The organism is Streptomyces sp. NPDC038135 (assembly GCF_055601245.1).
Genome location: NZ_JBVJXS010000012.1, coordinates 107,758 through 125,921 on the forward strand (window position 1 = coordinate 107,758; position 18,164 = coordinate 125,921).

Genomic DNA, 18,164 nt, shown 5'->3' on the forward strand with positions numbered 1-18,164 from the left:
GATGACGCCGGTCCTCCCGGACGGACCGCGGCTCGACGAAGCGGCCGGGCGGCTGGTCCGTCCCTACACCGTGAGCGACGGCCGGACCAGGGCCACGTCCCACTTCACGCTGGTGACCACGGTACGGGCCACCGGCGCCCAGACGCAGGGCGCCTTCGGCCTGGAGCACGCGCGGGTGCTGGCGCTGTGCGAACAGCCGGTGAGCGTCGCCGAGATCGCGGCCCGGATGCAGGTGCCCGCCGCCGTGGTCAAGGTACTGCTGTCCGATCTGGCCGAGGGAGGCGCGGTCGTCGCAGGTGACACACGCCCGGCGTCCGCGGACCACTCCGCACGACCTGATCGAGACCTCCTGGAAGCGATACGCGATGGCCTCCTCAAACGACTGTGACCCGCTGCCCGCCGAAGTCCTGCCGGTGGGCGTCAAGGTGCTGATCGCCGGCGGGTTCGGCGTCGGAAAGACCACCTTCGTCAACGCGCTCAGCGAGATCGAGCCGCTGAGCACCGAGGAGACGCTGACCGCCGTCAGCGCGGCCACGGACCGGCTGGACGGAGTGGAGAACAAGGCCACCACCACGGTCGCCCTGGACTTCGGCCGGATCACGCTCAGCCGGTCCCACATCCTGTACCTGTTCGGCACGCCCGGACAGGAGCGCTTCTGGTTCCTGTGGGACGAACTCTCCGAGGGAGCGCTCGGGGCGGTGGTCCTCGCCGACACCCGCAGGCTGGAGCACTCCTTCGCGGCGGTGGACTTCTTCGAGCGGCGCGGCATCCCCTTCGTCGTCGCCGTCAACGAGTTCGACGGGGCTCACCGCTACCGCGGGGAGGAGGTGCGGACCGCGCTCGACCTCAGGCCGGAGGTGCCGGTGGTGCTGTGCGACGCCCGCGTCCAGCACTCGGGCATCCGCGTGCTGCTCGACCTGGTTCAGCATCTGATCACGACAAGGAGTTCCCATGGCAGCGACACCGACCAACCCACCGTCCGGGCCTGAGTCCGGGATCGCCCTGCGCCATCTGCTCCTCCCCCCGGAGGACCCGCAGGTGCGCGCCCGGTCCGAGCGGCTGCGCGAGCTGGGCATCGACGCGCGCCCGGACGCCGGACTCGACGCCTTCGCACGGGAGCTGGCACACCGCACCGGCGGCTGCTACGCCGGGGTCAACTTCTTCCTCGACGCCGACCGCCAGTACTTCGCGGGGTTGTACAGCGCGGCGCAGGACACCACGGCCCACGTGGGACCGCCGTTGCTGGAGGAACCGGTGCCCGGCCGCGTCATGCCCCGCGACATCGACATGGGTATCTGCCCGCACGTGGTCAAGCGCCGCCGGGCGCTGGTGCTGGAGGACATCCGGGACTTCCCGCGGTTCGCCGGCAACCCGGTGGTCGACGCGATCGGCGTCCACTCCTACCTGGGCGCGCCGCTGATCGACAGCACCGGCGTGGTGCTGGGCACGATCTGCGTGGTCGACCAGGACCCCCAGCCGTGGGGCCGTGAAGGCCTCGAAACCATCAAGGCCATGGCCGCCGAACTGGTCGAGCGTCTGGAGGAGTCGGCGAACCGCCGCGGCTGACCGGCGCCGCCGTCGTCCGACGCGGGGCGGCGCCGCGGGCTGCGCCGTCGGCGCCGTGTCCGTGCCCGCTGGTTCCGTTCCGGGACGGCGGGTACTTGCCGCGGCATGGGATCTCTGGGTTCGCCGGTGCTGCTGGTGTTGTTCGTGGCCAGCGCGGCCGTCATCTGGGTTGTGGGCGTCAAGCTGTCGGACACCACCGACGTGCTCGCCGAACGGCTCGGCCTGGGCAGCGCGTTGGGCGGTCTGATCCTTCTGGCGATCGCGACGAATCTGCCCGAGATCGCGATCACCGCGAGCGCGGCGATGGCCGGCCGGCTCGACGTCGCGGTCGGCAACATCCTGGGCGGGATCGCCATCCAGACCGTCGTGCTGGCGGTCCTGGACGCGGCCGGGGTCCGCCCCCGGGCCCCGTTGACCCGTCTTGCCGCCAGTCTGCAGCTGGTCCTCGAAGGGGCGATGGTGGTGGTCGTCCTGGCGGTGGTCGTGATGGGCACTCAGCTCTCCCCGGATCTGCACGCCGCCCGCCTGGCCCCGTCCTCCGTGGCGATCGCCGTCCTCTGGGTGATCGGTCTGGTCCTGCTCGACCGGGCCGGCCGGGGCCTGCCGTGGCGCGAGGGCGGCGACGCCCCGGACGGCCAGCCGGAACCGCGCGGCCACTCCAAGGGCAAGAAGGAGAAGGCCGCCAGCGACAAGGGCACGAGCACCGTACGCGCCGGGCTGGTGTTCGGCGTCTCCGCACTGGCCACCCTCGTCGCCGGCGTCGTGATCGAACGCAGCGGCGAGGAGTTCTTCGCCCGCCAGGGCCTGAGCGGTGTCCTGTTCGGCGCGACCGTGCTGGCGGCGGCCACCTCCCTGCCCGAGGTCAGTACCGGCCTGACCTCCACCAGGCTGGGCGACTACCAGCTCGCCGTCAGCGACATCTTCGGCGGGAACGCATTCCTGCCGGTGCTGTTCCTGCTCGCCACCGTCATCTCCGGTGAACCGGTGCTGCCGGCCGCGCACGACACCGACGTCTACCTGACGGCGCTCGGGATCATCCTGACCGTGGTCTACATGGCGGGGCTGATCTTCCGCCCCCGCCGTCAGTACGCCCGCATGGGTATCGACAGCGTCGCCGTGGTGGTCATCTACCTGATCGGCATAGCCGGACTGGCCACGATCGCCACCTGACCGTGCGGGCCGTGCCTTCGCGGGGCGCGCCCATGGAGTCGCGGGGAGCGGCGCGGGCGGCGGTGCCCCTCAGCCGGCCGGGTCGCGGTCGAGCGGACCCCAGCGGCCGGGCTGCGCGGTCACGATGCGGGATGCCTGGGCGATGACGGAGTCGGCGATCCAGCCGAGGGGCTCGACGTCTCGTACCAGGGGCTCGTTGTCCGGTCCACGGGCCGCCTCGTGGCCGTGCAGGAGCCACGGCCGCGTGCGTTCGTCCTTGACGCGGGGGAGGTGGCAGTAGTCGTACAGCTTGCGAGCCACCCAGATGTCCACGGGCCGCTCGCCCCACCAGTCCTCGACGTCCAGGGAGCTGGCCGACAGGCCGGGCAGCTTGACGCCGGTCAGGTCGTCGGTGCTGCTGACGGCCGTCAGGTCGCGCTCCGGGCCGCGGGACCAGCGTACGTAGAGGCAGCGGCGGCGGGTGACGAGCCGGGTCAGCTCGTCCAGGCTGGTGAAGGTCGGCAGACGGGCGGTGGTGCTCATGGCGGTCCGGTAGGTCAGGCGGTCAGCACGGAGTCGTCTTCCGGGCGGGCGCCGGGGAGGTGGTGACGGGCGGTGACGAGAGCCGTGTCGATGTCACGGGTGCCGGTCGCCACGCACAGCGTGTACGCCACGTCGTTCATGCGCTGGCGGACCCCCTCGTCGCCCTGTTCGGCGTGCAGGATGCGCAGCGTGTCGTACTGCTCGACCAGATTGTCGAGTACAGCAGGGTGTGCCATGAGCATGGGAACGCTCCTCGTCGTCGCCGTTCGCGTAGGACACCGGCCTGTGTGCCCAGGTATCACACCGGCAATCACTCCCACGCCGCACCACCAGCGGAAACGCGCGGGAAGCGGTGCCGCAGGAGCAGGGACGGCGTGCGCCGCGTCAGCCAGGCACAAGCCAGGCCGATCACGGCGCCGCCGGCGACGTCGCTGGGGTAGTGGGCGCCGGACTGGACGCGTTCGAGGGCGACCGTCGCGGCCGGTATCGCGCACAGGGCGCCGACCGCGGGCCAGGTGGCCGTGACCGCCGCCGTGAACCCGACCGCGGCAGCGGTGTGTCCTGACGGAAACGACGGGGAGTCGGGCCGATCGTGCACCCCCTCGTGCGGAATCAGCTCCTTGGGCGGCCGCGGCCGGTCGGCCAGGTGCTTGCACAGCCCGTTCGAGACGAACTGCGCCAGCGCCAGAGCGGACAGTCCGGCCCCGGCGGCCACCCGGCCCCGTCGTCCGCCTGCCGCGGCCAGCGCCACGGCCGTGCCCCACCACAGTCTGCTGTTCTCCGCCGCAGCCTCCACCGCCGACAGCACCCGGCCGGCGCGATTCGGGACGCGGGACGCCGTCCGCTCAATGAGGACGCGATCCAGTTGTTCGAAGAAAGTGCACACCGTCATGGACCGCTGATATCCCGCCGCATGCCGTCCACGCGTACACCCGGCCCCAGGGCCGTGACCACTCGGGAGGTCCCTCTCATGGGCGAGGGCGCCGAGGGTTTGCTGACGGAACCGAGGGGCAGGCGGGGTTTCGTGCTTCGGACCGGAGGCGCGCGCCCAGCGGGAGGACCCTGGCCGCCGGCTCCGTCCAACGGTCACGGTGCTCCTCGCGTGGCGAACCCTGACAGCACCGTCGGGGTGGGCCCGGGAACACGCCGTCTTCGGGTGCCGCCCCTCAGATCGTTTCGGGAGCGACAGCGCATGCCGACCGACACATCGACGTCCCGTCCCGCCCCGCTCACCGCGGCCCCCGGCACAACGCCCGCACGGCGGAGCCATGACGACGCCCCCGACACCTCCCGGCTGTTCGCCCGGCTGGCGGCGCTGGAGGAGGGGCCGGAGCGTGACGCCGTGCGCGACGAACTCGTCACCGCCTGGCTGCCCATGGCCTACCGGATCGCCGGCCGCTTCCGCGACCGCGGCGAGTCCGTCGAGGACCTGCGCCAAGTGGCCGCGCTCGGGCTGGTGAAGGCCGTCGACCGCTTCGACCCGTCCCGCGGGGCCTTCGAGAGCTACGCCGTGCCGACCATCACCGGTGAGGTCAAACGGCACTTCCGGGACCGGATGTGGGCCGTCAGGGTGCCGCGCCGGGTGCAGGAGCTGCGCAACCGCGTACGGGTGGCCCGCCGGGAACTCACGCAGAACCCGGGCAGCCCCGAACCCACCGTCGCGGACCTCGCCGCCCACACCCGCCTCACCGAGGACGAGGTGTCCGCGGGCCTGGAGGCCCTGGAGAGCTTCAGCACCCTGTCGCTGGACGCCGAACTGACCTCGGGGGACGACGGCTACAGCCTCGCCGACACCCTGGCCGCGACCGACGCCTCCTACGACGTCGTGGTCGACCGCGAGGCCGCGAAGGAGGGTCTGCGCCGGCTGTCCGAACGGGAACGGGCCGTCCTCTACATGCGCTTCTTCGAGGACATGACGCAGAGCAGCATCGGCGACCGCCTCGGCATCTCCCAGATGCACGTCTCCCGGCTGATCAGCCGCAGCTGCGCCCGGGTCCGCGACGAAGCCCTCGCCCGCCGGACCGCCGACCGCCGCCGGCTGTGACAACCCCCCACACCTCACGGAGCCTGCACCGATGCCACATCAGCACGCGGCGACCACACTGACGGCCGCAGCGGTCATCGCCGCGATCCTCGTCGCCCGAGCCGCTCTCCTGCACCGCACCGGCCGGAGCCGGGACCTGCCCGTACTGCGTGCGTCGCGCCGCGTCATGACATCGGAGGCCGTGACACGCCGACCGGCCGCCGTGCCGTCGGACGATGTCGTGCCCTTCGCCGTACGAGAGGCCGAACGGCACGTTCACCGCACCTGGCAGCAGATGCGGGCACACCCCGACCCGTCCGAGTGACCGGAGCGGTCTGTGCGTGATTCAGCGGCCGTGGGGGACACGCGGTGCATGTCCTCCGTCCAGAATGCGCAGCCGGACACCGCCTCCGGCTCCGGTCTCAAGCGAGCTCTCACCACCCCGCTGCTGTACTTCTTCATCCTCGGCGACGTCCTGGGCGCAGGGGTCTACGTCCTGGTGGGGCAGGTCGCCGCGGACGCGGGCGGGGCCGTGTGGGTCCCCCTGCTCGTCGCCCTCCTGCTCGCCCTGCTCACCGCCGCCTCCTACGCCGAGCTGGCGACGAAGTACCCGAAGGCGGGCGGTGCCTCCCACTACGCGACCAGGGCGTTCGGCCCGTTCGCCGGCTTCGTCGCCGGCTTCTGCATGCTCGCGGCCGGCATCGTCTCCGTCGCCGCGCTCGCCAGGGGATTCGGCGGCGACTACCTGTCGGCGTTCGTCGACCTGCCCGTGGCCGCCGTCGCCGTCGTCTTCCTCGCCCTGCTCGCCGCCCTGAACGCGCGCGGCATCCAGGAATCGACGCGCGCGAACGTCGTCGCCACCGTGATCGAGGTCAGCGGGCTGCTGATCGTCGTCGCCCTCGGCGGATGGCTGCTGCTGCGGGGCGACGGCGACCCCGGCCGGCTCACCCGGCTCGGGACCCCCGGCCACGGCGCCGCCGGCGCGGTGCTCAGCGGCTCCGTCCTCGCCTACTACTCCTTCGTCGGTTTCGAGACCTCCGTGAACGTCGCCGAGGAGACCCGCAACCCCAGGCGTTCCTACCCGCGCGCCCTGTTCGGCGCGCTGGCCACCGCCGGGGCGGTGTACGTGCTGGTGGGCGTCACCGCGTCGGCGGCCGTGCCCACCAGCCGCCTCGCCGCGTCGAGCGGGCCCCTGCTCGAGGTGGTCGAGGCGGCGGGCGGAGTACCTCAGCGGCTGTTCAGCGCGATCGCGCTGGTAGCCGTGGCGAACGGCGCGCTGCTCACCGGGATCATGTCCTCGCGCCTCGCCTTCGGCATGGCACGCGACGGACTGCTGCCCTCGGTGCTGACCACCGTGCTGCCCGGCCGCCGTACGCCCTGGGTCGCCATCGCGGCCACCACGGTCCTCTCGACCGCCCTGGCGCTTACCGGGGACGTGGCCACTCTGGCCTCGACGCTGGTCCTGCTGCTGCTCGTCGTGTTCTTCATGGTCAACGTCGCCGTCCTCGTCCTGCGCCGCGACTCCGGTACGGCGGACCACTTCCGTACGCCGACCGTCCTGCCCGTGCTGGGAGCGGCCTCCTGCGTCGTGCTGGCCACCCAGGTCGAGACCGAGGTCTGGTGGCGCGGACTCGCGGTGCTCGGCGTGGGCGCCGTCCTCGGCGCGGTCAGCCACCGCGCGGCCCGGCGGAAGGGCGCGTCGCGGCCGTGACGCCGCGCGACTCCCGGGCCGGAGGAACGCCCGCTGCCCGGCGTGGACCGGGCGGCGCCCGGCCCGCGCCGGGCAGCGGGCTCACAGCGTCAGGTACAGCCGCGTGCCCCGGGGCCGGAAGCCGACGCGTTCGTACACCCGGCGGGAGCCCTCGCCCGAGTACTCGAGCCACACCGACGACGTGCCACGGCTGAACGTCGCCCCGGCCAGGGCGGCGGTGACGGCGGCCGCGATGCCGCGGCCCCGGTACGCGGGCCGGGTGCCGACGCCGGCCAGTTCCGCGGTGTCCTCGGCGGGCGCGGAGCAGAGTGCGCCGCCGGCGCACGTGCCGTCGGGCGCGCGCACGAAGCGCACGGCGCCGCCCTGCTCCTCGGTGCGCCGCAGCCGGGCGGCGCCCGCCTCGGAGGGGCCGAACTCGCCCGCGAACGCCTCGGCCAGCGCGGTATCGATCGCCCGGTAGTCCTCGTCGGTGTGCGGCGCGCGCACGTCGAGGCTCCCGGCCGGTGGCGCCACCAGAGTCGCGGGGGTGCAGACCAGGTACTCGTGGACCGCCTCGGTGCGGAAACCCGCCCGGCGCAGCGCGGGTTCGACGGCGGGCGCGGCGTCCGGGGCGAACTCCAGACGGGGCCGCAGGCCGCGTGCGCGGAACGCCCCGATCAGGGCGGTGACGTCCCGGTCGGCCGGCTCGGCGCCGGGGAACGGGGTGGCGTAGTTGACGTACGGGCTGTCCGTCGCCGGATCGAACCCCGCGACGAAGCCTCCGGTTTCGAGCGGCGCCGGACGGCGGAGGAGATGGGCGACGGCGAAGTTCTGCACGTTGTCGTGCACGGTGATGTGGACCTCACGGTGAAGGGCAGCCGCGAAGGCTGCGGGACCGGCCGTGGCCGGGGACACGGGACATGCGTGGGGCCGCCGTGGGAAGACGCGAGGGCACCGGCCGCCGCCGTGGCGGCGGGGATGTCAGTGCCGACGGCGGCCGCTGCGGGACGCCGCGATCAATGGCTTCAGTCCTTCATCGTGCAGAGGTCTGCGTGGATCAACTCGCGGGATCGTGCCACAGGTTGGGGAGCCGCACAAGCCGTCGCCCGCTCACAGCCGGACCACGATCAGGGCGATGTCGTCGCGGCCGCCGCTGGCCACCCCGAGTTTGGTCAGCAGGGTGTCGGCGAGCCGCTCGGCGCCCAGCCTGCCGCACTGCCTCAGCGCGTGCATCAGCCGGTCGAGGCCGGCGTCGATGTCCTCCTTGCGGCGTTCGATGAGTCCGTCCGTGTAGAGCACCAGGGTGTCGCCGGGCGTGTACGGGATGCTGGCCTGGGGTCGCGGCACATGCATCGGCCGTGCGCCCAGGGGCGGGTCGGTGGCCCGGTCCAGCAGCTCCATACGGCCGTCCGGGTGAGCCAGCACCGGCGGCGGGTGGCCGGCGCAGCTGTAGGTGATCAGGTGGCTGCGGCGGTCGACGATCGCCTTGACCGCCGTCGTGCCCAGGGCTCCCTCGATCGAGCGGGCGTACAGCCCCAGGACCTCCAGGGCCTGCGCGGGCCGCTCCAGGGCCCGGATGGCCGCCGACAGCGCGCTGCGCAGCATGCCCATCACGGCGGCGGCCTCCAGGCCGTGCCCGATGACGTCGCCGACCGCCAGGGCGAGCTGGTCCGGCGGGATGTCGACCACGTCGTACCAGTCGCCGCACACGTTCAGCGAGCCGATCGCGGGCAGGTAGCGCACCGCCACGTCGTGCGGATGGTGGGCCAGGTCGGGGGCGTGCAGCATGGCCTCCTGGAGGGTGACCGCGACCTCCCGCTCCCGGGTGTTGGCCTGCCGCAGCTCCTCGTTCAGCCGCTGCAGCTCGCGCGCCCGGGAGTACAGCTCCGCCTCCAGCGTCTGGGCGGCCTCCAGACGCTGGCCGACCCGTATCCGGGTGGGGTCGCCGGCCTGGTAGGCCTTGACGAACGCGGTCACGTCCTCGACCCGGTGGATGATCCACGCCACCTGCCCGTCCGGCCCCATGACCGGGGTGTTCACCGGGGACCACCAGCGTTCCTCGAACTCCCCGGGCCGGCGCACGACGGGGATGTCGTACTTCTGCAGCGCCATCGTGTCCGGCTTGCGGGAGGACAGGACCCGGTGGAGGGACGCGTTGAGATTGCGCGTGCCGTCGGCCTCCGGGTCGTTGGGGTTGTCCGGGAAGGCCTGGAAGACGTGCTGCCCGATCAGGTCGTCGCGGGTCCGCCCGGTCGCGTCCAGATACGCCCGGTTGACGTCCACGATCACCAGGTCCGGCCCCAGGACGAGGTACGGGCTGGGGGTGGCGGCGAACAGCGCCGCGTGATCGACCTCCGCCGGCATCCTCCGCTCCCTGCTCCGCTGGTGTCCGCACACCCAGGCTGCACCAGCCGGACGAGTCCCGCTCTCCCGGCGGCGCCCGGACGCGACCGGGGTACGACGGCGGCATGCCGGGGTACGACGGCGGCGCGGGCCGTGTCGGGCCCGCGCCGCGGTCGTACCGTTCGGGTGTCCGCGCCCCGGGGCGCGGTCAGACGGCGGGCCGGACGGCCTCCACCGCCTCGGGCCCGGCGGCGTGGGCGCGGCCCGGCAGGGTGAGCACGGCCACGAAGCCCAGCACGGCCACGGCGGCGAAGAAGTAGAAGCCCCACGGGTGGCCGACCCCGGAGGCGACCAGGGCGCCGGTGATCGACGGGCCGACGATCGACCCGATGCGGCCGATGCCGGAGGCCGAGCCGAGGGCGGTGCCGCGCACGGCGGCCGGGTAGAAGTTGGTCACGTAGGCGTAGACGAGCACCTGCGCCGAGAAGACGAACACGCCGGTCAGGAAGACCACGGTGTCGAGCAGCAGGTCGCTGTCCATCCTGACGCTCAGGCAGGCCAGCATCACCACCGAGACCGCGAACCAGCCGAGCGTGACCGGCTTGATGCCCCGCCGGTCGGCGACGAACCCGCCCAGCACCAGCCCGGCCACACCGCCGGCGTTGAGGATCAGGAGCTGGGTGACGGCGGTGGGCACGGGGTAGCCGGCCTCGTTCATCAGCTTGGGCAGCCAGGTGTTGAGGCCGTAGACCAGCAGCAGGCCCATGAAGGAGGCGACCCAGATGCCGATGCCCGCGCGCAGGTACGCCGGCTTGAGCAGCTCGGCGAACGGCACGCGCTGCGCCCCGGTCGCCTGCCGGGCGCGCACGAACGCCTCCGACTCCGGCAGCCGGAACCACTGGACGGCCGCGACGACGAGCCCGGCCGCGCCGAGGACGTAGAAGAGCACCTCCCAGTTGTCGGTCACCTGGAGGGCCAGTAGCGAGGTGATCACGGCGCCGGTGTGGTAGCCGGTCATCGTCAGCGTGCTGGCCCGCGCCCGGCGCCGGGCGGGCATGTGCTCGGCCATCATCGTCAGGGACACCGGCATGCAGGCGCCGAGGCCGACGCCGGCGATGAGGCGCAGCACGGCGAACATCGCCACGGAGGAGGCGAGCGGAACCAGCAGGGTGAAGACGGAGAACAGCACCACCGACCCGATGAGCAGCAGGCGCCGCCCGAGCCGGTCGGCGAGCGGGCCGACCAGGACCGCGCCGATGGCCACGCCGACCAGCGAGAGCGTGGCGATGGTGGTGGCGTCCCCGGCGGTGATGCCGAGGTGCTTGGTCTTGATCAGGGTCGGGATGATCGCGCCGAGGACGACGAGGTCGTACCCCTCGAGCATGACGGTGATCCAGCACAGGACCACCGTCCAGACGTTGCGGCCGGCGGCGCCGGTGCCCGCGGAGGTGTTGGACGCGTCGGACGCGTCGGAAGAGACGACGGATGCCATGGTGACATTCCCCCCAGAGCGGCTACGGGAGACGGAGACGGGTGAGCGGGAGCCGGAGCGGCCGCGCGGCGAGCCGGAGGGTTCGCGCGTGGGTCCGGCGGAACGGGGACGCGGGGATCAGAACGGGTAGTCGGCGATGTCCGGCCGGACGGTGACCCACTGGGTCTCGGTGAAGGCCTCGATGTTGGCGGCGGCTCCGCCCAACCGGGACCCGGTGCCGGATGCCTTGACCCCGCCGAACGGGGCGTTGGGCTCGTCGGCGACGGTCTGCTCGTTGATGTGGATCTTGCCGGAGTCGATCCGGTCGGCGAGCTTCATGGCCGTGCCGACGTCGCCGAGGATGCCGACGGACAGGCCGTACTCGCAGTCGTTGACGATCCGGGCGGCCTCCTCCGGCGTGGAGAAGCCGATGACCGGCGCCACCGGACCGAAGATCTCCTCGCGCCAGGCCGGCATGTCGGGGGTGAGGCCGGTCAGCACGGTGGCGCGGTATCCGGCGCCCACGATCTCGCCGCCCGCGGCCAGCTTCGCGCCCGCCGCGACGCTGTCGGTGACGATGCCGTGCACCCGCTCGAGCTGCCGCCGGTCGATGATCGGACCCAGCGCCACGTCCTCCCGGGCCGGGTCGCCCACGGGCAGCGCCTCCGCCTTCGCGGCGAGCACCTCCGCGTACTCCTCGAGCAGCGACTCGTGCACGAGGTGGCGGCCGGTCGTCATGCAGATCTGCCCCTGGTGCAGGTACGAGCCGAACGCGCCGGCGGAGGCCGCCTTGCGCACGTCGGCGCCCGGCAGCACCACCAGGGCGTTGTTCCCGCCGAGTTCGAGGTGGGCCCGCTTGAGCAGGCGCCCCGCCCGCTCGCCGATCGCCCGGCCGACCGGGGTGGAGCCGGTGAAGGACACGACCCGCACCTCGGGCGCCTCGACGACCGCCTGGCCGACCGAGCCGTCGCCCGGGAGCAGGTGCAGCAGACCGGAGGGCAGCCCGGCCTCCTCGAAGACGCGGGCGATGACGACGCCGCCGCTGACCGCGGTGCGCGGGTCCGGCTTCAGCAGGACCGCGTTGCCCAGCGCCAGCGCGGGCGCGACCGAGCGCAGGCCGAGGATGAGCGGGAAGTTGAACGGCGCGATCACGCTGACCACACCGGCCGGGCGACGGCGGGCGAACGACCAGCGGGACTCCTCCGAGGCCAGCACCTCGCCCTGCGGATGCGTCGGCAGCGCGGCGCACTCGAAGCACTCGCCCAGCGCGAGCCGCACCTCGAAGGCCGCCTTGGACCGCACCGAGCCGGCCTCCCGCACCAGCCAGTCCTCGATCTCGGCCGCGTGCTCGGTGAACAGCTCGCCCGCGCGGCGCAGCACGGCCGCCCGCTCCGCCGCGGGGGTGGCCGCCCAGTCCCGCTGGGCCTCGGCGGCGCGGGCGGCGGCCCGACCGGCGTCCTCGGCCGTGGCGAGGCCCACGGTGCCGAGCCGGTCGCCGGTCGCCGGCTCGGTCACCGGCTGGTCGAGGGACGCGTCCCGCCAGCCGTCGCCGAAGAGCTTCTCGCCCCAGACGGCGCTGTCCAGGAGTGTCATCGGTTTCCCTTTCCGCCACCCGGGGAGGGGGCGAGTTGTCTGACAGGGCACAGGGGAGAGGGGGGATCGGGGGGGGCGTCAGGAAGGGGTCGTGAGCGCCGTGTCGACCTGGACCAGCCGGGGGCCGTCCGGGCGCTCGGCCAGCACGGCCCGCAGCTCGTCCACGCCGCCGACGTGCCGGGCGGGCACCCCGTACCCCTCCGCGATACGGGTGAAGTCCAGACCCGGGATGTCCAGGCCCGGCGCGTCCGGCACGCCGAGGAGTCCGCTGAACCAGCGCAGCGCCCCGTACGTCCCGTTGCGCAGCAGCACCACGGTGAGGGGGACCCGGTGCCGCGCGGCGGTCCACAGGGCGGTGACGCCGTAGTTGGCCGAGCCGTCCCCGATCACACCGACGACCGGCCGGCCGGGCTGGGCCATGGCGACCCCGACCGCGCCGGGCAGCCCGAAACCGAGGCCGCCGGCCGCCGGGAAGTAGTAGGAGCCCGGCTCGCGCAGGTCAATCTGGCGCCACCAGGCGGCGTTGGTCGAGGTCGACTCCACGACGTAGGCGGTGTCGCCGGGCTGCTCGTCCCGCAGGGCGGCGAAGACCTGCTCCGGGTGCAGCAGCGGCGCCTCGGCGGACGCCGGCGCGGGCGCGGGCCGGAACTCGCCGGTGGGCGCCGCGGGCGCGTCCAGCTCCTTCAGCAGCAGCTCGATCACCGCCGCCGGGTCGGCCACCAGCGCCTCGCCCATCGGCGCCCGCGCGGCCGCCGCGGCGTCCTCGGTCACCTGGATCAGCCGGGTGCCCTCGGGCAGGTACCGGCCGGGAAGGTACTCGTGGTACCGGAACACCGGGGCGCCGAGCACCAGCACCAGGTCGTGGCCCTCGAACGCGCGGGACACCGGCTCGATGCCGGCCGGCAGCACACCGCGGAACAGCGGATGGCGGTTGGGGAAGGGCAGCCGGAACTGCGACGGCGCCGCCCACACCGGACCGCCCAGCCGCTCGGCGAGGCGCACCGCGTCGTGGAACAGCCCGGCCGAGTCGACGTCCCCGCCCAGCACCAGCGCGGGCCGCCGCGCGGCGGCGACCCGCTCGGCCAGCCGGCGTCCCTGCTCCGCGCCCGGCACGCCCGCGCGCTCCACCCGCCGGTCCAGCACGGCCGGGGAGTTCTCGCCCGCGTCGGCCGCCCAGTCGTCGTACGGCACGGAGAGGTAGGTGGGCCGGCGCTGCAGTCCGGCCTCGAAGACCGCCTGGGCGAGCGCGCGCGGCACGTCCTGCGCGCACGCCGGTTCGGCGGCCCAGCCCACCAGCGGCCGCATCAGCGCGGGGGCGTCGACGTTGGCGAGGTTGGCCTCCGGCCCGATGGCCGGCCGCACCTGCTGGCCGGCCACGACCACCAGGGGAGTGCGCGAGGCCACCGCGTTCGTCAGCGCGCCCATGGCGTTGCCGGAGCCGGACGCCGCGTGCAGGTTGACCAGTACCGGACGGCCGGTCGCCTGGGCGTAGCCGTCGGCCATGCCCACCACGGCCCCCTCGTGCAGACCGAGGACGTAGCGGAACCCGTCCGGCAGGTCGGCGAGGAAGGGCAGCTCGTTGGAGCCGGGGTTGCCGAACACGGTGGTGAGCCCCTGGCGGCGCAGGAACTCATGGGAGACATGACGCACGGATGGCACGGGTGCTTTTCCCTTCGGAAGTGACGCAGCACACGCTAGGGAGCCCACGACATGGTCACCAATAGATGTTGTCCGGCCCCGATATAGACTCCGTCGATATGAGCAGCTTCGACCTCAACCTCGCCCGGGTCTTCGTGCTGCTCTACGAGACCGGCAGCGTCACCGCGACCGCCGAGACCCTGCACGTCACCCAGCCCACCGTCAGCTACAGCCTGGGCAAACTCCGCCGCCACTTCGGCGACGACCTGTTCCGCCGGACCGGCCGCGGACTCACCCCGACCGCCGGCGCCCGCCGCCTGTACGAGCCGCTGCAGCGCGCGCTCGCCGACATCGACGGGGCCATCCGCCAGTCCGACGACTTCGACCCCGCGACCATGGGCGGCCGCTTCACCGTCTCCTTCTCCGACCTGGGCGAGGTCACCCTGCTCCCGCGCCTGGTGGCGGCGGCGCGCGAGCGCGCGCCCCGGGTGTCCTTCGCCGTCCGCTCCCTGGACGTGGACGACGCCGAGAGCCAGCTCCGCAGCGGAGAGCTCGACGCCTTCGTCGCCACACCGGTGCTGACGTCCCACCGCACCGTGCGCATCCCGCTCTTCCACGAGCGCTACGTCGGCATGGTCGCCGCCGACCACCCCCGCGTCCGCGGCGCCCGCGTGACCCTGGCCGAACTCGCCGCCGAGCACCACGCGTCGGTGTACGGGCCCAGCGGGCACGTCGTCCCGCGGTCCCTGCTGGCCACGCACGGGCTGCTGGACCGCGTGGCCGTGGACGCCACCCGCTTCTCGGTGCTGCCGTACCTGCTGGAGCGGACCGACCTGATCGCCATCGTCCCCGAGTACGTCGGCGAGGTCTTCACCGCCTCGCACCGCCTGCGGCTGGTCCGTCTGCCGTTCGACACCGAGCCGATCGAGATCGCGCTCTACGCCCGGCACGAGGCGTCCCGCAGCCCCTCGCAGCGCTGGCTGGTCCACTTCATGGCCGAGGTCCTGGGCGAACTGGTCAGCCCGGCGCAACTGCCGCCGACCGCCATCCGGTAGGGCGCGCTCTTCTGGCGGTGCGGCGCTGCCGCGCGCACCGTGGAGGGGAGGGGCTGGGATGGACCGTCCAGGCGGGCGCTCGTGCCGCGAGAGAGGTGGGACACGTGGACAGCAATGTCTCCGGGCCGAAGGTCGTGGTCGGGGTCGACGGCTCGCCGTCCTCGTACGCCGCGCTGCGCTGGGCCGTGCGCTACGCGGAACTCGTCGGCGCCACGGTGGACGCCGTCACCGCGTGGGAGCTGCCGGGCCTGTACGGCTGGTCGGGGCCCGCGGTGGACATGGACGTCGACCGGGACGAGGCCCGGGACCGGATGCGGCAGGAACTCACCGACGTGCTCGGCGCGGACGCGGCCGGCTCGGTGCGGACCCACGTGGTGCACGGCAACCCCGCCGACGTGCTGCTGCGGGCCGCCGAGGGCGCCGAGGCGCTGGTCGTCGGCAGCCGGGGCAGGGGCGGCTTCACCCGGGCCCTGCTGGGCTCCGTCGGCCTGCATCTGACGCAGCACGCGACCTGCCCGGTCGTGCTGGTGCGCCCCGAACCGCCCAGGCCCGAGCCGAAGTAGGTCCGGCCCGGGACGGTCACCCGGTGGCGGCGCCCATGGTCACTCGGTGGCGGCGCCCTGACCGGCCACCGCGCCATGGCCCTCCGGCGGCAGATCGAACCGTACGTCGACCACGCCCTCGACAGCCCTGACCAGGCGGGCGGCCACGGGAACCAGGGCGGTGTCGCGCACCCTGCCGACGAGCGTCACCACTCCGTCCTCGACCACCACGTGCAGCGACGAGGTCGGCGGCGGGAAGAGGTACGACACGATCTCGCGCCGGACCTGCTCGGCGATGTCCTCGTCCCCGCGCAGGAAGACCTTCAGCAGATCCGCGCGGCTCACCACGCCCTGCAGCAGCCCGAGTTCGTCGACCACCGGCAGCCGCTTCACCGCGGACCGGGCCATCACCCGGGCGGCCTCGGCCAGGGTCGCGTCCGCCCGTACGGTCACGGCGGGCGAGGACATCAGGTCCCCCGCGCTGAGCGCGCCGGCCTTGGCCAGGTCGGCGGGGCGGCGCAGCCGCGTGTACTCCTCCGCGGGGTCGTCCCGCAGCTCCTCCGTGGGCAGCAGGTCGGCCTCGGAGACCACACCGACGACCCGGCCCTCGCCCTCGATCACCGGCAGGGCGCTGACCCGCCAGTCCTGCATCATCTCCACGATCTCCTTGAACGGCGCCCGGCGGCCGACGGCGGCCACCGTGTGCGTCATGACGTCGCTGACGATGTGCGGGGTGCCGTACATGGCGACTCCAGGGGGACTTGGCTTCGGCGGCAGTTTCAGGCGGCGGGCCGGGGCCCGGGGTCCGGGTTCCCAGGCAGTCGCGTGTGCACCTCGAAGACTCCGCCCAGGCCCGCGAGGCGCAGCATGCGCAGGAAGCCCGTGCTGTCGTCGGCGACCAGCCGCAGCCTGCCCCGGCGGGCCAGCGTCCGGTTCCGGGTCCGGCACAGGACGCCCAGGCCGGCGCAGTCGATGAAGGTGGCCGGCCGCAGGTCGAGCACCAGGTCCGGGTGCGGGCCCGCGGTGAGCGTGTCGAGCCGCCGCGCCAGCGCGTCCACCGCCAGCAGGTCTATCTCCCCGTTCAGGGCCACGACGGTCGCGCCGTCGGCCTCGCGGACCGCGGGGGCCGGGCCGGGCAGCGTGTTCTCGGACATGCAACGAGACAAGCGCCTGCGGGGGTGTGCGCGGAAGGGCCGGTCGGCCCCATCCCGGGGCCGACCGGGGCCCACGGGCCCCGCACGCGGCGCGCCGCGTGCGGGGGAGAACAGGCAGCGGCGGGAGCGAAGGGCCCGGACGGGCGCCCTCCGGCCGGCGGCGAGGGCCGGTCGGCCCCATGCGCGGACCCCCGGCACCGCACAAGCTGAACATGTGGGGCACTTCCGGCACCCCGCCGGAGTCCGGCCGGCGCCCGCGCGTCCGCCGGACGCCCTGGTCCCGCGGCAGACCGAAGAGGTGAGGAGCGTCATGAAGGGCTACGTCTTCCACGGTCCCGGGCAGGCCTCCTGGCAGGACGTCCCGGACCCGGCGATCAAGGAGCCGACCGACGCGATCGTGCGGGTCGGCGCCGTGACCATCTGCGGGACGGACCTGCACATCCTCAAGGGCGACGTGCCCGAGGTGCGCCCCGGCACGGTGCTCGGCCACGAGGCCGTCGGCGAGGTCGTCGAGGTCGGCAGCGACGTGAACACCGTGCGCCCCGGCGACCGCGTGCTGATCTCCTGCATCACCTCCTGCGGCCGGTGCCGCTTCTGCCGGGACGGCTCCTACGGCCAGTGCCGCGGCGGCGGGGGCTGGATCCTCGGCCACCTGATCGACGGCACCCAGGCCGAGTACGTCCGCGTGCCCTACGCCGACCTGTCCGTGCACCCGCTGCCCGGCGCCGTCCGCAGCGAGGACGCCGTACTGCTGGCGGACATCTTCCCCACCTCCTACGAGGTCGGCGTCCTCAACGGGCGGGTGCGCCCGGGTGACACCGTGGCCGTCGTCGGCGCCGGCCCCATCGGGCTCGCGGCGATCATCACGGCTCACCTGTTCTCGCCCGAGCGGATCATCGCCGTCGACCTGGCGCCGGCCCGGCTGGAGGCGGCCAGGCGGCTCGGCGCCGACGCGGTGGCCGACGCGCACGAGGCGCCCCTGCAACTGGTGGCCGACCTGACCGACGGGCTGGGCGCGGACGTGGTCGTCGAGGCGGTCGGCGTCCCCGAGAGCTTCGAACTGTGCACCCGCATGGTCCGCCCCGGCGGGCGTGTCGCCAACATCGGCGTGCACGGGCGGCCGGCGACCCTGCACCTCGAGGACCTGTGGATCAAGAACGTGACCATCACCACCGGTCTGGTGGACACCTACTCCACCCCGACACTGCTGCGGATGGCCGCGGCGGGCCGGCTGCCGACCGGTCAACTGGTCACCCACACCTTCCCGTTGCAGCAGATGGAGGAGGCCTACGACATCTTCTCGCAGGCCGGCGAGACCGGCGCGCTCAAGGTGGTGCTCGGCGGGGAGCAGCACGCGGAACTGGCCGTGCCCGCGGCCTGACCGAGAAGGAGGCGAG

At 73.6% G+C, this 18,164-nt stretch carries 20 protein-coding genes; 10 read left to right on the forward strand and 10 right to left on the reverse strand.

Features of this window, described 5'->3' with window-relative positions; all coding sequences use genetic code 11:
• Position 1 precedes the first annotated feature (1 nt).
• The 4 genes from ACZ7JA_RS31100 to ACZ7JA_RS31115 all read left to right on the forward strand — a co-directional run bounded on the left by ACZ7JA_RS31100 (position 2) and on the right by ACZ7JA_RS31115 (position 2,736).
• Positions 2 to 388: a DUF742 domain-containing protein gene (locus ACZ7JA_RS31100; protein ID WP_351666330.1), complete on the forward strand. Its 387-nt coding sequence runs from the start codon at positions 2 to 4 to the stop codon at positions 386 to 388.
• Positions 366 to 989 carry a GTP-binding protein gene (locus ACZ7JA_RS31105; protein ID WP_351666332.1) on the forward strand — a complete coding sequence of 208 codons (624 nt, stop codon included), beginning with the start codon at positions 366 to 368 and terminating at the stop codon, positions 987 to 989. The genes ACZ7JA_RS31100 and ACZ7JA_RS31105 overlap by 23 nt, the downstream gene beginning before the upstream one ends.
• Positions 952 to 1,566 carry a GAF domain-containing protein gene (locus ACZ7JA_RS31110; RefSeq protein ID WP_351666334.1) on the forward strand — a complete coding sequence of 205 codons (615 nt, stop codon included), beginning with the start codon at positions 952 to 954 and terminating at the stop codon, positions 1,564 to 1,566. The genes ACZ7JA_RS31105 and ACZ7JA_RS31110 overlap by 38 nt, the downstream gene beginning before the upstream one ends.
• 105 nt (positions 1,567 to 1,671) lie before the next feature.
• On the forward strand, positions 1,672 to 2,736 hold the full coding sequence (locus ACZ7JA_RS31115) for a hypothetical protein (RefSeq protein WP_470811682.1): 1,065 nt from the start codon (positions 1,672 to 1,674) through the stop codon (positions 2,734 to 2,736).
• Between the two features lie 69 nt (positions 2,737 to 2,805).
• Here ACZ7JA_RS31115 and ACZ7JA_RS31120 read toward each other — a convergent pair whose 3' ends face one another.
• The 3 genes from ACZ7JA_RS31120 to ACZ7JA_RS31130 form a co-directional block, all read right to left on the reverse strand.
• Entirely contained in the window at positions 2,806 to 3,258 is a 453-nt protein-coding gene (locus ACZ7JA_RS31120; protein WP_389298892.1) for a DUF6098 family protein, read from the reverse strand.
• Positions 3,259 to 3,272: 14 nt separating this feature from the next.
• Positions 3,273 to 3,500 (reverse strand): DUF5133 domain-containing protein, encoded by a 228-nt coding sequence (locus tag ACZ7JA_RS31125; protein ID WP_470811685.1) that lies wholly within the window; start codon positions 3,498 to 3,500, stop codon positions 3,273 to 3,275.
• Between the two features lie 68 nt (positions 3,501 to 3,568).
• A complete protein-coding gene (locus tag ACZ7JA_RS31130; RefSeq protein ID WP_470811687.1) occupies positions 3,569 to 4,150 on the reverse strand; it encodes a phosphatase PAP2 family protein in 582 nt (193 codons plus the stop codon).
• Between the two features lie 300 nt (positions 4,151 to 4,450).
• On the opposite strand from ACZ7JA_RS31130, the gene ACZ7JA_RS31135 reads away from it, so the two are divergent.
• Genes ACZ7JA_RS31135 through ACZ7JA_RS31145 form a run of 3 tightly spaced genes read left to right on the forward strand, consistent with a single transcriptional unit; the run spans position 4,451 to position 6,992 of the window.
• Entirely contained in the window at positions 4,451 to 5,302 is an 852-nt protein-coding gene (locus tag ACZ7JA_RS31135) for a SigB/SigF/SigG family RNA polymerase sigma factor (RefSeq protein WP_470811689.1), read from the forward strand.
• A 31-nt stretch (positions 5,303 to 5,333) separates the two neighbouring features.
• The gene (locus ACZ7JA_RS31140) at positions 5,334 to 5,606 is read left to right on the forward strand and encodes a hypothetical protein (RefSeq protein WP_389298119.1); all 273 of its coding nucleotides are present in this window, start codon (positions 5,334 to 5,336) and stop codon (positions 5,604 to 5,606) included.
• Positions 5,607 to 5,654: 48 nt separating this feature from the next.
• Positions 5,655 to 6,992, forward strand: coding sequence for an APC family permease (locus ACZ7JA_RS31145; protein ID WP_351666348.1), 1,338 nt, complete (start codon positions 5,655 to 5,657; stop codon positions 6,990 to 6,992).
• Between the two features lie 81 nt (positions 6,993 to 7,073).
• Here the strand turns inward: ACZ7JA_RS31145 and ACZ7JA_RS31150 are convergent, their stop codons facing one another.
• The 5 genes from ACZ7JA_RS31150 to mdlC form a co-directional block, all read right to left on the reverse strand.
• The gene (locus ACZ7JA_RS31150) at positions 7,074 to 7,820 is read right to left on the reverse strand and encodes a GNAT family N-acetyltransferase (RefSeq protein ID WP_351666350.1); all 747 of its coding nucleotides are present in this window, start codon (positions 7,818 to 7,820) and stop codon (positions 7,074 to 7,076) included.
• Between the two features lie 261 nt (positions 7,821 to 8,081).
• Positions 8,082 to 9,335, reverse strand: a complete 1,254-nt coding sequence (locus ACZ7JA_RS31155) for a PP2C family protein-serine/threonine phosphatase (RefSeq protein WP_450746218.1) — start codon at positions 9,333 to 9,335, stop codon at positions 8,082 to 8,084.
• A 187-nt stretch (positions 9,336 to 9,522) separates the two neighbouring features.
• A complete protein-coding gene (locus ACZ7JA_RS31160) occupies positions 9,523 to 10,806 on the reverse strand; it encodes an MFS transporter (RefSeq protein WP_351666354.1) in 1,284 nt (427 codons plus the stop codon).
• 117 nt (positions 10,807 to 10,923) lie between these two features.
• Positions 10,924 to 12,378, reverse strand: coding sequence for a benzaldehyde dehydrogenase (locus ACZ7JA_RS31165; protein ID WP_470811693.1), 1,455 nt, complete (start codon positions 12,376 to 12,378; stop codon positions 10,924 to 10,926).
• A gap of 78 nt (positions 12,379 to 12,456) precedes the next feature.
• Positions 12,457 to 14,037, reverse strand: coding sequence for a benzoylformate decarboxylase (gene mdlC / locus ACZ7JA_RS31170; RefSeq protein WP_470811695.1), 1,581 nt, complete (start codon positions 14,035 to 14,037; stop codon positions 12,457 to 12,459).
• Positions 14,038 to 14,135: 98 nt separating this feature from the next.
• On the opposite strand from mdlC, the gene ACZ7JA_RS31175 reads away from it, so the two are divergent.
• Together ACZ7JA_RS31175 and ACZ7JA_RS31180 are read left to right on the forward strand one after the other, a co-directional pair.
• On the forward strand, positions 14,136 to 15,071 hold the full coding sequence (locus ACZ7JA_RS31175; protein ID WP_351666358.1) for a LysR family transcriptional regulator: 936 nt from the start codon (positions 14,136 to 14,138) through the stop codon (positions 15,069 to 15,071).
• A gap of 104 nt (positions 15,072 to 15,175) precedes the next feature.
• Positions 15,176 to 15,634, forward strand: coding sequence for a universal stress protein (locus ACZ7JA_RS31180; RefSeq protein ID WP_404028880.1), 459 nt, complete (start codon positions 15,176 to 15,178; stop codon positions 15,632 to 15,634).
• A 39-nt stretch (positions 15,635 to 15,673) separates the two neighbouring features.
• Here the strand turns inward: ACZ7JA_RS31180 and ACZ7JA_RS31185 are convergent, their stop codons facing one another.
• Both ACZ7JA_RS31185 and ACZ7JA_RS31190 read right to left on the reverse strand, forming a co-directional pair.
• Entirely contained in the window at positions 15,674 to 16,357 is a 684-nt protein-coding gene (locus ACZ7JA_RS31185; protein WP_351666360.1) for a CBS domain-containing protein, read from the reverse strand.
• A gap of 35 nt (positions 16,358 to 16,392) precedes the next feature.
• The gene (locus ACZ7JA_RS31190) at positions 16,393 to 16,767 is read right to left on the reverse strand and encodes an STAS domain-containing protein (protein ID WP_351666361.1); all 375 of its coding nucleotides are present in this window, start codon (positions 16,765 to 16,767) and stop codon (positions 16,393 to 16,395) included.
• A gap of 310 nt (positions 16,768 to 17,077) precedes the next feature.
• Here ACZ7JA_RS31190 and ACZ7JA_RS31195 point away from each other — a divergent pair, with 310 nt between their 5' ends.
• A complete protein-coding gene (locus ACZ7JA_RS31195) occupies positions 17,078 to 18,148 on the forward strand; it encodes a zinc-dependent alcohol dehydrogenase family protein (protein ID WP_470811698.1) in 1,071 nt (356 codons plus the stop codon).
• The last annotated feature ends 16 nt before the right edge of the window (positions 18,149 to 18,164 follow it).

Excerpts from the sequence above, each read along its gene's own strand:
- ACZ7JA_RS31120 (WP_389298892.1), bottom strand. The coding sequence starts at position 3,258 with ATGAGCACCACCGCCCGTCTGCCGACCTTCACCAGCCTGGACGAGCTG.
- ACZ7JA_RS31100 (WP_351666330.1), top strand. The coding sequence starts at position 2 with ATGACGCCGGTCCTCCCGGACGGACCGCGGCTCGACGAAGCGGCCGGG.
- ACZ7JA_RS31105 (WP_351666332.1), top strand. The coding sequence starts at position 366 with ATGGCCTCCTCAAACGACTGTGACCCGCTGCCCGCCGAAGTCCTGCCG.
- ACZ7JA_RS31140 (WP_389298119.1), top strand. The coding sequence starts at position 5,334 with ATGCCACATCAGCACGCGGCGACCACACTGACGGCCGCAGCGGTCATC.
- ACZ7JA_RS31160 (WP_351666354.1), bottom strand. The coding sequence starts at position 10,806 with ATGGCATCCGTCGTCTCTTCCGACGCGTCCGACGCGTCCAACACCTCC.
- ACZ7JA_RS31190 (WP_351666361.1), bottom strand. The coding sequence starts at position 16,767 with ATGTCCGAGAACACGCTGCCCGGCCCGGCCCCCGCGGTCCGCGAGGCC.
- ACZ7JA_RS31130 (WP_470811687.1), bottom strand. The coding sequence starts at position 4,150 with ATGACGGTGTGCACTTTCTTCGAACAACTGGATCGCGTCCTCATTGAG.
- ACZ7JA_RS31145 (WP_351666348.1), top strand. The coding sequence starts at position 5,655 with ATGTCCTCCGTCCAGAATGCGCAGCCGGACACCGCCTCCGGCTCCGGT.
- ACZ7JA_RS31125 (WP_470811685.1), bottom strand. The coding sequence starts at position 3,500 with ATGCTCATGGCACACCCTGCTGTACTCGACAATCTGGTCGAGCAGTAC.
- ACZ7JA_RS31115 (WP_470811682.1), top strand. The coding sequence starts at position 1,672 with ATGGGATCTCTGGGTTCGCCGGTGCTGCTGGTGTTGTTCGTGGCCAGC.
- ACZ7JA_RS31110 (WP_351666334.1), top strand. The coding sequence starts at position 952 with ATGGCAGCGACACCGACCAACCCACCGTCCGGGCCTGAGTCCGGGATC.
- ACZ7JA_RS31195 (WP_470811698.1), top strand. The coding sequence starts at position 17,078 with ATGAAGGGCTACGTCTTCCACGGTCCCGGGCAGGCCTCCTGGCAGGAC.
- ACZ7JA_RS31165 (WP_470811693.1), bottom strand. The coding sequence starts at position 12,378 with ATGACACTCCTGGACAGCGCCGTCTGGGGCGAGAAGCTCTTCGGCGAC.
- ACZ7JA_RS31175 (WP_351666358.1), top strand. The coding sequence starts at position 14,136 with ATGAGCAGCTTCGACCTCAACCTCGCCCGGGTCTTCGTGCTGCTCTAC.
- ACZ7JA_RS31155 (WP_450746218.1), bottom strand. The coding sequence starts at position 9,335 with ATGCCGGCGGAGGTCGATCACGCGGCGCTGTTCGCCGCCACCCCCAGC.
- ACZ7JA_RS31185 (WP_351666360.1), bottom strand. The coding sequence starts at position 16,357 with ATGTACGGCACCCCGCACATCGTCAGCGACGTCATGACGCACACGGTG.
- ACZ7JA_RS31135 (WP_470811689.1), top strand. The coding sequence starts at position 4,451 with ATGCCGACCGACACATCGACGTCCCGTCCCGCCCCGCTCACCGCGGCC.